The sequence below is a fragment of the Halorussus halobius genome (assembly GCF_004765805.1).
In the GTDB taxonomy this organism is placed as follows: Archaea; Halobacteriota; Halobacteria; order Halobacteriales; family Haladaptataceae; genus Halorussus; species Halorussus halobius.
In genome coordinates, this window is record NZ_SBIU01000007.1 from 31864 (window position 1) to 45570 (window position 13707).

The following is a 13707-nucleotide window of genomic DNA, read 5'->3' on the forward strand; positions in this document are numbered from 1 at the left end:
TCTCAAGACATACCCCACCGGCAGTCGATGTTATAGTTCAGAATCGATTCGGCGCTGCTGGTCACGAAGGAACTCAACGACGGCATCGATATCCTGTTCGGGAACCGTTTGCTGTTCGAAGACCCCTTTGAACGCGTCCGCAAAATCTTCCGACGTGAGCCGGTCGAGAACAGTCTCGATGCGACCAGCGAGCTTCTTGGACACCCCGCGATGAAGATGGGTCGCGATCCGGTCGAAATCCGCGTCAGCAGCCAGCACCACCAGATCCCGGGAGTCTGCCTTGCGGCCACTGTGAAGTTTCACGGCAAACAGCAACTCCCGTTCCGGAATCCTGGCTGTTACCGGGCGCCCGGTTCGCAGTTCCTGGGTGACGGAGTGCTGGGCCAGATAGCGATACGACCATTCAGCTTCCGTCTGGCGACAGCCCAGCGCGTCCACCATCGCGTCGAACCGAACCGGATTCCCGATGTCTTTCGTGAATCGAATAGTACGGCCCTCGTAGAGCTCGTTTCGCTCGACGTCGGCCGTTTTCTCGTAGCCGCGGGCGGTGAGAAGGTCGGTGTAGTCGTCGACCGCTTGTGCCGGAATGACGACGTCGACGTCCGTGGTGAAGCGCTGATTGAACGCCGCGATCGCCCACCCACCGACGAGCACGTACGGCAGGTCAGCGTCAATGACTGTCTCCAGGGTGTCCAGCAGCTCGTCTTCGCGTTCGCCGAGGCTCATGCATTGAGACGCGGATCCTCGTGGGACGCGTCGATATCACGGTCGTACTCGTCGGCGATCATCTCCAACGCTGGCTCGTAGTTCACCCGGTACTCCAACATGTGCTCGATTGTCTCGTCCAACGGAATGACCGGATTGCCGTCGACCCACTCGCGAGTGATCTCCCCACTCGTCGGGAACAACACGTACGAGACGGTCGCGTCGTAGTCGCTCGCATCCGGCCGCTCTTCAATCCGGCTCGGAATCCCGAACTCATCAAAGAACGCCGTCCACTGTTCGACGTCCTGATCGGCGACCTGGATGAAGATCGGATAGTCGTCGTGGCCGCGGGCGATCTGATAGCCGCCGTGGGTCCAGACGTAGACGCCGTCGATTTTCGTGTACGCAAAGGGCATCCCGGCGAAGTGCGGAATGACGTAGCCGTCGTCGATCGAGGGGGGAACAGCGCGAGAGATGGCCGCGACGAGATCGTAGTAGCGATCCCTGACAGCGTAATTCTCGATGTAAACGCCGTCCTCACGCCGGATGAAGCCTGCGTCCTCCAACCGCTCGATCCAGTCGTAGACCCACGAGTAGGAGCCGTCGATCTTCTGGGCGATTCGCCGGATCGAGTCACCCGGCCGGGCCGCGACCATGATCTTCGCCGCGGTCTCGTCGACGTACTCCATCATCGCTAGTTATTGGTATCGCATCTAACGGTATTAGTCTTGTCCCCCGTATTCCCTATAAAATTATCTCTATACAGATATACCATTCTTGGCTCCGGTAATCCGATCCGGCTCAGAATTTGAGCGGAGATGAATTAACCAACAGAGGATACGATGGATCGCTATTCGTTGGTTAAGTTTTTCAGCGCCCGCCGAAGGGCGGAGGCGCACTCCTGTCTCCACCGACCTATGACCGACCGATATCTAACGACCGTTCTCGACGAGGCAGAGCGAGTCGCAGAGCACCATGAGCAGGTCGCCCAATCTTCGGACCATCCGGAACACGAGTATCTCAGGTACGCCGTCCTTCGGCTGCTCGAAGGAGAGGCTGACGACACATCGGTGGAAGTACCGCAGGTTGACGGCGTGACTGTCGGCTACGGAGAGGACGACGCGATGTGCAACAGTTGGGACGACGACGTCGAGTGGTGGGAGACGGTTCCGCCGCAGGAGGAGTGTACTCGGTTCCGGGTGTTCTACCCCGACGAGTACGACGCTGTTCCGCGAGTCATCGTCGACGTGATGGCAGCACTCGGGGCGTGGCGTGTCTGGACTGGGAGCGCTGCCGCCTGTGGCTCCTACGACCATCGCGAGCGGCGGGAAGTCCACTATCTGTGGCCGGAGGGCCATCCAGTTGAGGCCCTGCTTGCGGATCGTCTCCAGGATCCCAAGGCTGCGGTTGCTCCAGACGGCGGCCGCACCGGCGACGTACGCGATCGGATGGTCGTCACGGAGCACTCAACCCAGCACGACGACCTCGAGCCGCGAACCAGACGTGCCGTCGACGAATCGATGGCCGTCTCGCTGCTCGAAAAGGGTGGCCGCTATGAGGTCCGATCGGCGTCCGGAAACTGGTATGAAGTCGACGTGATCAGCGAGTCGTGTACGTGTCCAGACTGGCGGAAGCGTACGCCCGAGGGCGGCTGTAAACACCTCCGGCGAGTCGATCAGGAGATCAAGCAGGGGCGGGTCCCACGACCTGATGGGCGTCTCCCCTCGAACTCGTAGGATCGCCCAGCGTTCGAGATCTCCCGAGGCTACTGTAACATCAGACGAAACTCCTTGATGGAGAGTTTCGAGTATTGATACAGCTGCTGGAGAACCGGTGAGAGCCGTTGGTAGCGGCTTAACCAACAAAACTATGCGGTTTGCGCCTTTGTTGGTTAACACAGATCGGCCCATGTCCTACGAGCCACCGACGCCCCCAGCGGACCTCCCCACCGACGTCATCGACACACTCAACGACTATTCACCCGAGCTGCTCCGAGACGTTGCCCACTATGCCGAGGACCTCGCCGAGCATCGCGAGCGCCAGGCCCGCCTTGCCGAAGCGGAGGAGGAAGACGAGATCGACGAGCGACCCGATGACCTCCCCGATGATGTCCCGACGAAGGCGACGATCACGATCAAGGAGATCAACGATAACCGCTACTACTACTGGCAGTGGCGGGAAGGAGATCGCGTCAAATCAAAGTACAAATCCCCAGTAAATCCGGACGAGTAGACGGACTAGTACCTCAGTCGGATGGCCAGTTGTTCGGGGAGACACCCCGTCTGCGAAGTGAAAGACGCAGGGTACGAGAGAAGTCCCGAGTTGATGAGTGAGGATCCGGTCACTGTCGACGAACTCGTCGAGAAAGCCGACGAGTATCTGCACGAAGCCTCACCCACACCGGAAGAATACGAAGCGCTGAAACAGAGTGTTGCGGAGCTCACGCCGATCTTCTCAGCTGAGAATTCGTACTTTGTCCTCGGCAGCTACGGGAAACCCGAAATCCGTCCTCTCCAGCTCGTAAAAGATCGCCTCAACCGACAGCCCGGTGCGTACGCGTTCCTGATGATCGACATTCGAAGCGAGTGGACGAATACCTACCTCAAGTTCCGGCTGCTCGCCGATCATACAGACGTCATCCTGGGCGTCACCGAACACGCCCAGGGCTGCTTCCTCGTCGAGCAGGGCTACTTCACAGCCCTTGAGGAGTACTTCGCGAAGACGCACGTGTTCAAACACGACGTACAATACGATAGATGTGGACGCGATCGACACAAACGTAGCCGTCGAGAGTCCCTACAGTGGAATGCAGACCGCGATCTTCGAGATGCTCAACGATGCTAGGCGTCTCTGCCGGTGGACGACTGAGGACGACCTCGTCGAGTGTACCGAGGCTCTCGTGAGTGATCAGGAATACCCGTAGACAGAGACGAATCGGTTACTCCCACCCCCGACGTTTCTGTCGTTTCTCCACGAAATCCTGTTCACCGATGGCCCAGACAACGAATGAACTCGAACAGGAAGACATCCCCCGTTTTCGAGTAGTAAGTGCGGGGTGAATCCGTGCAAGATTGGGTCTTCGAACCACGAACCCTTACGCGATAAGTAGCCCACTGAAGAGCGATTGCAAATGCTCGTAAATGAAATTTCGTTTAAATGCTGTCAGACACTCCACTATTGCCAGTAAAATCGGAGGACAAGACGCTATTTGATGAAATTGGCAACGGTGGTCCTGATAGTAACTAGTCGGATTGATTAGAACAAGGAAGTTACTGGCAACACCGGAGAGGGTACTGGAGAAACTGGCACTGACGGTTGCGCGGTTACTGGCAAAAGTGGAGAGGGTATTGGCAGTACTGGTGTTGGCGGTTGAGAAGTCACTCCAGAACCCGATGCCGCTTGGCAGTTTCACGAATGTCGTTGAGCTCACCTAGTTCGCTCTCGAGTGCGTCGAGGGCCGACGACAGAGAGACATCAAGCTCGTATTCGTTGTAGTTCCCGCGTCCACTCGACGAGTCGACCAACCGTAAGATCCCGTGGAGGCTCAAATCCGACAGGTGGTCGTGTACTCGCCTGCGTTTCAGTGGTTCACTGCCGTGATTACGAAGAACCTCTCGATAGCGCTCATAGATCAGTTTCGTCCGTTCGGGTGTTTCTCCCTCTGCCGCTAGCTGACAGACAGTCAGCAATACATATTGCCCCTGCCGGGTCAACGAATGCATCCCTTCGACAACCTGTTGTCGTTGGATCTGATGCTCGGCCTCCCGAACGTGGTCTTCGGTGATTTTCGCCTCTCCACCCGCCATCGCGTCGTTCTCGGCGATATCAGCTGCTTTCCGGAGTAACCGTAATGCCTGCCGAGCAGATCCCGAGTCCTGTGCAGAGAATGCTGCGCACAATGGGATTACATCTGATTCGAGGACATCGTCGTAGAGCGCGATATCGGCTCGGTGCTTGAGAATATTCTGCAGTTCAGTCGCGTCGTACGGAGGGAACAAGATTTCCTCTTCGCAGAGAGTGTCCTTGACTTTCGGAGAGAGGTTTTCTCGGAACTTGAAGTCGTTCGAGATGCCGACCACACCGATTTTCACATCGAGATCCAATTGCGAGCGTGCTCGTGGAAGCTCGTACAGAATATCGTCATCCGAGCCGATGTTATCGATCTCGTCCAGAACCACGAGAATAGTCCCACCGATCGACTCAAGGTCGTTGTAGAGTTCGTTGAAGATGCGTTTTTGTTGATACCCGGTTTCGCTCATCGGTTCGCGCGAAGACGAGACTGTGGTGAGAGGGTGAGAAGGAGAGCGAATCTCGTTCACGAGATTGACCGCTACCTGATAGGATGTGGTGCAGCCAGTACAGTTGAGTTCAATAACGTTGAGATCGACGTCGTCGTACTCTCCGGCGGATTCTTGCAGCTCCTCAAGAAGATCGTGCGTAGCAGCTGTCTTCCCGACGCCGGTAACGCCATAGAGAAAGACGTTGTTCGGTTGCCAGCCCTGAATGACGGGACGGAGAGCGGCCGCATATTCGTCGAGTTCTTCGTCCCGCTCCTCGAGTGTCTCTGGCTGGTAATCATCCCGGAGGACGTCTTTGTCTTGGATGATGAACGATTCTCGATTGAATCGGCCCATAGGCGGACTCAAGACGAAGAACCATCATAAAACCATGGGTTCCAGTATCACCACTAACCCACCACTCGAACCAATTATGCCAGTGTCGCATCCACTTATAAAACACACACACTCCACTATTGCCAGTAAACCTTTGCAACAACTGGAGGGGGTCAACGACCCCCTCTCTAATTAGCGATACTCTTAATACATTGTACGTTAAACCATACCCGCACTAACGAAAACTCCACTAGTTGTAGTAGGTTTAGATAACAGTAACTAGACTAGAGACGTGACAGTTTCTGCCCTCCCGTCCATTCTCCCCTCGTTACTGGCAATGGTGGAGTGAGAGAGGTACTTAAACGACGGTATTATTGGCAATACTGGCGACTCTGGTCGCCCTCTCCCTGCTACCATCGTTGCCTGGCCGATATTCCAGTCGAAATCTACCCTTCCCGACACCAGTCGATGATGACCGTGGACCTCTTTCGGTTAACCAACAAATCGTATGTATTAACCGTCTGTTGGTTAACTGCTCATGGCCTATGCTCGATTCGCAGTCGGCACTCAGTACTAGTATCCCGTGATTTCGGCGTTTCGCGATTCCGCAAGGGTTCGCTTGATTGCCGCTCGATCTCACCCAATCGGAGACAGGATATTACTGCATCGGCGACGCAGCTTCCGAACCGACGAGTGAGTACTCCCGGTCCCGGCTCGTGCCTTCCGCATCGACGAGGTTGTACTGGACCATCTTGGAGAGATACGTCCGCACTGTCCGTTTTGTCCGAGGATCGTCGACCTTCTCGGTATAGTGGTCGTGAATCTCGCTCGGCCCGAGTGGCTCGTGATCGCGAACAATGTTGTAAACGACGCGCTGGTGTGGCGTGAGTGAATCGATGCTCTTCTGCTTAATCTGGGCCCGGGCATCCTCGGCGGCGTCCAGGAGAATATTGTCGGTGATGCGCTCGTGGTTCTCGCGATCGGCCTTGCCGGCGGCCGTTCGGAGGATGCCGATTGCGAGGCGGGCGTCGCCGGCGGCCGCGTCGGCGATCCGGTAGAGCTGGTCGTCGGTGATGACGTCCTCGTCGAGCCCCCACTTTGCCCGCGCACTCAGGATGTCGTACAGCTGCTCGTCGTGGTACTTGTCCATCCGGACGTGCTCGCTGGAGCGCAGTCGGCTCACGAGGCGGTCGTCGACGCGGCTGAACAGCTCCTCTTCCTTGTTCGCGATGCAGATGATCGCGAACTGCGGGAGGCTGTGGAGGTCGTAGATGACGCTGGGGTCTTCGAGCTGGTCGACCTCGTCGAGGATGACGACGGTTCGCGGGCCGTCGTGCTGCTGGAGGCGATCAACAAGTTCGTCGTGCGGCGTCGACTGCCGGTGGATGTCGATGGTCGCGCCGAGGTCGTCGAGGATCTGGTAGAGGGTCCGAAATCGGGTGTAGTTACGCCAGCAGTTGACGTAGGTGGCCTCGACGTCGAGCACCTCCTCACGTAGGCGTTCGGTGACGAATTGCGAGATGCACGTCTTGCCGGCGCCGCTGGGTCCAGTGACGATGGCCGTGTCGGCGGGTTCACCGTTCGTAATGGGCTCGAGAACGCTGGAGAGGTGGTTGACCTCGGCATCGCGATGCTCAACTTCCCGAGGGACGAACCCGGCGCGGAGCACGCGAGCATCGCGGATCATTTAGTTTCTGTATAGCTGATTTGGGGTTGAGTATTAAAAGTATAACCGGGTGATTTCCGGAAAGCGGCTGATTGCTTCTCTTTATTTACTTGAACCACTTGCAGTAGTGCGTTTCTTCTATGAGAGTAGCTATTTCCGGAAAGCCACTTGTTCGATATAGAGCGTTCAATGCCACTCTCAAGACGACGAGTCGAATAATCCCAATCTGGATTCAATTTGTGTTAATGATGGCAACCACGATCGAACACCTCTGTGAATGGATCCCTCTGCTCCGTCTAGGATTTACAAACAAAGTCAATAGTACCGTGATAACTTCGACGACATTACAGACAATACCCAAAACTACGGTACTGGACTATACAGCTTCCAGACAGAAGTTTTTGACATCATTAAGACAGCAGCAGAATCTGAACAAAATATTTTAGACGGATTCGGACTTCGTTCACGCTATGAAAAAACTACCTCCTGACAGGATATCGTCGTGGCCATCCACCAAGTAATCTGGTTTTAGGTCCGTGATATCTAACAGACTACCGGAAGCCCAGATTATGTTTCCGGAAGGAATTCTTCGAGTTTGGCGGATTCGCCGGCGTGCCAGCTTTTCCGGGGGCGGACTTTGACCGGGACGATGGTTTCGGCGTCGTCATTCATGGCGTAGGCGTAGCCCGGCTCTTTCGGAATTTGTTGCATATAGTGGCTTATGGTTTGGGCGTCGTGGAGTTCAGAGATCTTGTCTCCGACAGCATCTGAGTCTTGGCCAGCAGTGAGACGGTGGATGATGAGGGTGTCACACTGGGAGAGGATCCTGTTGTCGAGTGCCCCGGGTTGCTGAGTGGCCATGACCAGGGAGAGCCCGGGTCGACGGCCCTGCCGCACCCATTCAACGAGTGGATCTGTGCTGGGCTCGCTATGCCCCGACGGCGCGAACAGGTGTGCTTCGTCGAGGAACAGCCAGACGAGGGGGAAGTTGACCTCAGTGTGTTCGCCTTTGATTTTCTTGACTTCTTCCCGGCTGCGGTCGAAGCTCCGCTTGTTGTACATTTTCTTGACAAGGATGCCGGTGAGCATAGTGCGGACGTTCCACGGCAGGGCACCGGCACCGGAGAGGTCAAGGACAACGAATTCGCCGCCTTCGACGATCTCCTCGATCTTGGAGCCCGAGGAGCTGAAAATCCCCCAGTTCTTTGCTTTCTCAAGGCGGCGATGAAGCGCATCCTTGATGTTGGCTGATTCAGGAGATGCTTCGACCTTGTCGAGCAGGTCCATGATGCTGTAGTACTGGCCGAAGTCCTCCTCTGCCTCTTCGATGACTTGGGAGAGCAAGCCGGCCTGTGCCTGGGTTTCGTCGATATCGAGCAGGTACAGCCAGTCCTCGACGGAGAGTTCGGACGGGTAGAGTTCGAAGCCTTCGTGGAAGTACTGCTGGATCTCTTCGTACTGTTCTTCGAGCCCGGCAGGATAGTAGACCTTGACCGGGTACTCAGAAGGTGACAGATCCCAGTCCTCGAGCAGGTCCGTATCTGGGGTCTGGACCTGGAGACTCCAGTAGATGCCCATCGCGTCGATAACCAAGCCGTTCAGGTTCGACTTGACCTGTGTGGGCAGGGTCATCAGTTCCTCCATCATCACCCCGAGCGTGTGGGATTTCCCGGAGCCGCGTTTGCCGCAGACGGTGACCATGTGCGGCTCGTTGAGGTCCAAGCGAACTGGTTCACCCAGCTCGTTGTCGCTGTCGAACCTGCGGCCGAGATAGGCGGACAGTTCCTCCTTGTCGCCGCCGATGATCATGATTGACTCCCCATAAGTTCAGCTTTCACACGAATCTTCAGCAGCGACTGCTTTAGTTCCTCGGCAGTCTCCGAGTCGCTGTCCAATCTAGCGATCACCTGTTCAAAGGCGTCATCGTCGAGTTCGGTGAACTTGGAGTCGATACCGTCCTCGGCAGCGTTTTCGACCACTTCGATATCGATGTCGCTGTCGTACTTCCTGACGGTGTCTTCGAACTCGTCTTCGCCGAACGCCTCTTCCTCAAGGTTGTCCCGTGCTCGCTCCCACTGACGCCAGTATTCACCGTACTGTTCATGGTCGAACTGTTCCGGCGAGCTTTCCAGCTCCGATTTGCAGTCGTCGAGGGCGTTGTCCCCGTGGCGGAGCCAGCTGGACTCGCCGGGAATCCGGTCACGGAACTCCTCCAGTTCGTCCTGCGCGTCGTCGACCTTGTCCTGTTCCTCTTCGATCGCGTCCTCCAATTCTCCCCTGACTAGGTCAAGGTCAGTGTTGAGGTCGTCCAAGTCGTCATCAGCATCGTAGGTGTCGACCTGGGGAACGATGCTCTTCCGGCTACGCTGCAGCATGTTGAAGAGCCGGTTCAGCTGGATATTGTCTTCAAGGTAGCCGTCCAGGTCATCGGCGATGTCCGCGTCTTCGATGTTGCGTTCAACCTGGCGGGATTCCCAGAACTCCTCGACGGTGGTGATACAATCGATTTCGAGTCCCTCTGATTGGAGGTCGGGGTCGAGGTCGAACCATTCGACCTTCGTCACCAAGTCATCCAACTGCTCCTGTTTCTCAAGGACGGTGGCCGCCTGTTTGACCTGGGTGACGAGGTGGTCGAGGTCGTCGAGGATGAGGTAGCGGAGTTCGGCATCGATCGATCCAAGCGGTCGGATCGTGGTCGCGTACGTCGCCACAGCCGTGTCAGCAAACACATCGTTGGCACCGATCTCACGGAGTGATTCGTTCACACCCTGGTAGTCGAACTCCCAGTCAGCATCGACCTCGTCCTGAAGCTCATCGAGCCGGGTTGCATCGGCATCGTCGACACTGTCGTACTTTGATTTCAGATCCTCGACCGGTTCACTGTCCGGGTCATCCTGCTTGGCCTGGTCCAGGATCGCGATCTCGATGGCCCGGCCAATCTGCTGGCGGGTCTGTTCGCGCTGGGTTTCGATCCGGACGTTGGCAGGAATGATGGTGGTCTCGGCGTCGTCCTCGAAGACCCAGCTATAGTTGTCCCAGTACTGGCCGAGGACCAGCAAGAGGTAGACCATCGCCTTGGTGACGTTTTCGACCTCGGCCGTGCCGAAGATGAGTTCGAGGATCTCATCGAAGTCGAGGCCGTCCTCGTCGAGCTGTGATTCGATTTTGTCTAAGATCGGGCTGTAACTGCTGAACTGGGGGACAAGGCGGAAATCGCCATCGTCCTGTTCCTGGATGAAGGATTCGTTGTCGGCGAAGGAGCTGACGATGGAACGGAATTCGTCGCCGGATTCCCGTGTGCGGCTGACTCGTCCGAAGGAACGGACGTCGATGCGTGGGTGGTTGGCGTTGCTGTGGATGAGTTCGCCTTCCTGTTCGAGGTGTTTGATTCCGTAGACGAGGTTGAGGTAGTTCTTCCCGGCGTAGGCCCCGTTGAACCCGAGCTTGGTTCGTGGATAGTCGTCGGCGATGTTGGTAACGTTGCTGTCGACCGTCGTGATGATGGAGAAACTGATCCGTTCCGCTGTCCGGGCAGTGATATCGTTGTGGATGTCCTCCCCTGCCAGTTCCGCCAGGGACAGTTTGAGGAACATCACGTAGGCCTGGTACAGATCGAACCGGGGGAATTTGTCCTGGATCGCCTCGATCAGGTCGTAGTAGTCGCTGTCCTCGTCGAAGTGGGCCTCGATTTCTTGGTTGAGGCTTGCTTGGATCTCGTCGGTGATGTTCGAAGCACGGCCGTTCCGTTCAGTGACGTAGAATCGCGCCGGGAGATCGCCGTCCGGATCTCGGCCGAGCCGGATAACGATGTGGAGTGCCTCGTCATCAACTTCCACCTGGAGCTGTTCCGGCAGCGAGTCAGGTGCAAGTGTGAGATAGACGTTCGACGTGTAGTTGAGGTCGTCGGTCTCGAACTCCAGGTACTGGTCGTTCTGGTTCTCGAACGACGTGTCTGGGAAGCACTGCTCCTGCATCGTCTCCCAGAGCTGGATCAAGTTCTTCTCCTCTAAACCGAGGTCGTTGACCGTTTCGCCGACCTGGTCGGCGAGGGAAAGTTCATCCTCACCGGCTGCGGTACCTGTCAGTTCGTTCGGGTTGAATTCGAGACGGTCGCCTTCCTGTTCGAAGTAGTCAGGACCGTTGGCAGCTTGCGTAATCAGATCAGCCGCTTCACTTTCCTCGATCTGTAGCTCGATGCCGTCCGCAATAACGGTGATCTCGTCGGCGGTGAAGTAGACTGGACGTTCTTCGCGTTGGAGGATCCCGACTTTGGCGATTTGGCGGAGAACACGGCGTTGGATCCCGGTAGCATCGTTGTAGTCTGCTTCGATGGTGGTCTCGATGCTGCCCTCCCCGGGGAGTTCGTCGAGGTTTACGCGTTCGACCTGGCCACGTAGCTGTTCGCGGACCTGGTCGCCGTGTTGATAGAGGAAGTCGAGGTCGATGCGTCCGTCGCCGTCCCAGTGGTCGAGGAAGGCGATGAGGATGCGTTTGTAGTCGCGGAAGGCACGGACGACGGTCTCGCCCTGTGTCTCGTCCTCGAACTTCTGGACGATGCTGAGTGCGAAGTTGAGGGTGTCATCGGTGAACGGGTAGACGTAGCCGTCGTCACCGATGTCGGTCGCAGCGAGTGTGTCGTGCCAGTCCTGGGTCTCCCCGTCGCGGTCGGCGAGGAGAGGGATGACGTAGAGCCGGTAGAGTTTGGCGAAGAGCTCCTTCGTTTCGTCTTCGGAGAGGTCGATGTTGTAGCTGACACTCTCAGTGATCCGGTCGATGAGGTCGCGCTCCGCACTGAACCGGTCCTTAAGCTCGTCGAGGGAGAGTGTATTGGCGAAGAGGATGTAGGGCGGTGTATCGAGATCCTCGAACCCGGAGACGGCGTTCCGGATCATCTTCTGGATGATCGCTTTAAGCCGGTAGGTGCCCCCGGGGTCGACGCCCTGGCGGAACAGTTGCTCGAACTCGTCGATGTAGAGTGCAGGGTAGCGGCCTTCGCGGTCGTGGTAGTAGGTCGTGAACCAGGTGATCGGCTTGTGGGCGTCACCAGCAGTCAGTGATTTGGTGACGCGGGCGATGTCCTCCAGGGAGTCCGGGTCTTCGAAGAGGTCGATAAGGTGTTCACGTTGGCTGGGCGGGAGTGACTCATCCAAGTCCTCCATCGTGAGATCGTCCAGCTTCCGGTCATTGAATATCGCCTTCAGGTCATCCCTGCCGACGTTCTCACTCTGGGTGACCAGGGATTCGAAGAGGGCGTGCAGGAAGTCGGTTGGAGTATCGTTTTGCTCTAGGCTGACTGTGATACAGTCGAGCGGTGTCTCGCCGTAGTGGAGCTGGCTGAATTCGTGGCCGCCGAGCTCTTGGTCTGCCTGGCACAGCGCGGCGATGTTCTCCATCATCACGGTTTTGCCGGACCCGTACGCTCCGTGCAGGATGACGCCGGGGCTATCCTTGTTGTCGAGGCCGTCGTGGACACCGTGCAGGATATCTGCGCGTTTCTCGGTGAGGATGAAGTGGGTTCCTTCTTCGAGGAACGCCTCGAAGGCAGGGAGGTCTTTTTCCACGGCTAGTCGTTCGCATTCACGTCGGACGCGTTTGATGGTTTGCCGGTCGAGGATGTTGACAACATCCTCTTTGGCTTCCTCGACTGTCATGTGTTGATCCGGTATTTGATGAGGTTGTGTTTTAGGTCGTTTGTCTGTTCAACGATGTAGATTCTGGTATCGAGCACGTTGTGCTCTGTAATCCGGGCAGGGTTCGACATCAGGATGATTTTGTCGCCGCTGCCGTCATCACGGTCTCGCGGGCGGAGAAATTCGGTGCTGTAGGCTGTGTCAGGTGTACGGCGCTGGCATTCATTGATAAATTCGAAGACGGTGTCGAATTCGCTATGGACATCACTGACCGCGACGATGGCGATATCGTTGCCTGGACGGTCGAGATGATCCAATACGTTGCGGACGATGCTCATTTTCAGGTAGTGACCAGTTCAATGACGGTCTTGCCTTCGTAGCGGTCAGTTGCCACCCGATTCTGGTCCTGAAGTTCTTGTATGATGTCATCGACTTGTTCGTCGCCCCACTTGAAATCCAATGTCAGGAGTTGTTCCAGTTCGGCGAGATCCATCCGGTTACCATGTTCCGCGATGATATCTTCGACAATATCCTCGTCGTCACCCTGGAGATAGGTGTACTGCGCTGGATTTATCTCCCACCGGCCGTCGTCCTTGACGACGATCTCGAAATCCTTGAGGAAGCAGGCAATCGCTCCTGCTGTGACTTTGTTCTGGATCCACGTGTAGATCGTTTCCTCTAGATCGCTGCCCATATCGTAATTGCCTGCCTGTACTTTCTGCTCGATTTGCTGTAGGACATCGTAGAAATGGGTGAAGTTGGTCCGTGACTTTCGTTCCAAGAGCTGGAAGGCGGCGACACGGAAGTCGGGTGCAGTGAGGAGTTCTTTCCCATCCTCGGTCAGTTCTACGTGTCCGTCGGCTTCTTTGATGATCTCGATCGAGCAGTTTTGATCTTGGAACGTGAACTTGAACCACTCATCGATCGATTTGAACAGTTTGGAGTCTCTGTCGCGGTTGATTGCTTCCATTTCATCGCGTAGTTCGTCCTTCGTTAACTGGCCGCGGAACTGGACGATCTGTGCGAGCTTTTCGATTCCTTTGAGCAGATCCTGGTTTCCAACTCGGGGGATGGATTCGTATGTTCTAGGCAT

General features: G+C 56.4%; 10 protein-coding genes and 1 pseudogene. 3 read left to right on the forward strand and 8 right to left on the reverse strand.

Features of this window, described 5'->3' with window-relative positions:
- Positions 1-30: 30 nt before the first annotated feature.
- Complete coding sequence (locus EPL03_RS17485; protein ID WP_103992930.1) at positions 31-726, reverse strand: nucleotidyltransferase domain-containing protein; 696 nt, start codon at positions 724-726, stop codon at positions 31-33.
- Positions 723-1394 carry a helix-turn-helix domain-containing protein gene (locus EPL03_RS17490; RefSeq protein ID WP_049909607.1) on the reverse strand — a complete coding sequence of 224 codons (672 nt, stop codon included), beginning with the start codon at positions 1392-1394 and terminating at the stop codon, positions 723-725. Before EPL03_RS17490 ends, EPL03_RS17485 begins: the two co-directional genes overlap by 4 nt.
- A 228-nt stretch (positions 1395-1622) precedes the next feature.
- Here EPL03_RS17490 and EPL03_RS17495 point away from each other — a divergent pair, with 228 nt between their 5' ends.
- The 3 genes and pseudogenes from EPL03_RS17495 (at position 1623) to EPL03_RS17505 (ending at position 3628) form a co-directional block, all read left to right on the forward strand.
- Complete coding sequence (locus EPL03_RS17495; protein WP_103992931.1) at positions 1623-2441, forward strand: hypothetical protein; 819 nt, start codon at positions 1623-1625, stop codon at positions 2439-2441.
- Between the two features lie 172 nt (positions 2442-2613).
- On the forward strand, positions 2614-2937 hold the full coding sequence (locus EPL03_RS17500) for a hypothetical protein (RefSeq protein WP_004594473.1): 324 nt from the start codon (positions 2614-2616) through the stop codon (positions 2935-2937).
- A gap of 93 nt (positions 2938-3030) precedes the next feature.
- A pseudogene (locus tag EPL03_RS17505) lies at positions 3031-3628 on the forward strand (hypothetical protein).
- 454 nt (positions 3629-4082) lie between these two features.
- Here EPL03_RS17505 and EPL03_RS17510 read toward each other — a convergent pair.
- The 6 genes from EPL03_RS17510 to EPL03_RS17540 all read right to left on the reverse strand — a co-directional run bounded on the left by EPL03_RS17510 (position 4083) and on the right by EPL03_RS17540 (position 13707).
- The gene (locus EPL03_RS17510) at positions 4083-5339 is read right to left on the reverse strand and encodes an orc1/cdc6 family replication initiation protein (protein ID WP_004594472.1); all 1257 of its coding nucleotides are present in this window, start codon (positions 5337-5339) and stop codon (positions 4083-4085) included.
- A gap of 637 nt (positions 5340-5976) precedes the next feature.
- Entirely contained in the window at positions 5977-7005 is a 1029-nt protein-coding gene (locus EPL03_RS17520; protein ID WP_135830605.1) for a Cdc6/Cdc18 family protein, read from the reverse strand.
- Between the two features lie 546 nt (positions 7006-7551).
- On the reverse strand, positions 7552-8793 hold the full coding sequence (locus EPL03_RS17525) for an ATP-binding protein (RefSeq protein ID WP_135830606.1): 1242 nt from the start codon (positions 8791-8793) through the stop codon (positions 7552-7554).
- The gene (locus tag EPL03_RS17530) at positions 8790-12635 is read right to left on the reverse strand and encodes a hypothetical protein (protein WP_135830607.1); all 3846 of its coding nucleotides are present in this window, start codon (positions 12633-12635) and stop codon (positions 8790-8792) included. The genes EPL03_RS17525 and EPL03_RS17530 overlap by 4 nt, the downstream gene beginning before the upstream one ends.
- A complete protein-coding gene (locus EPL03_RS17535) occupies positions 12632-12952 on the reverse strand; it encodes a hypothetical protein (RefSeq protein ID WP_135830608.1) in 321 nt (106 codons plus the stop codon). The genes EPL03_RS17530 and EPL03_RS17535 overlap by 4 nt, the downstream gene beginning before the upstream one ends.
- A gap of 2 nt (positions 12953-12954) precedes the next feature.
- Positions 12955-13707, reverse strand: a complete 753-nt coding sequence (locus EPL03_RS17540; RefSeq protein ID WP_135830609.1) for a hypothetical protein — start codon at positions 13705-13707, stop codon at positions 12955-12957.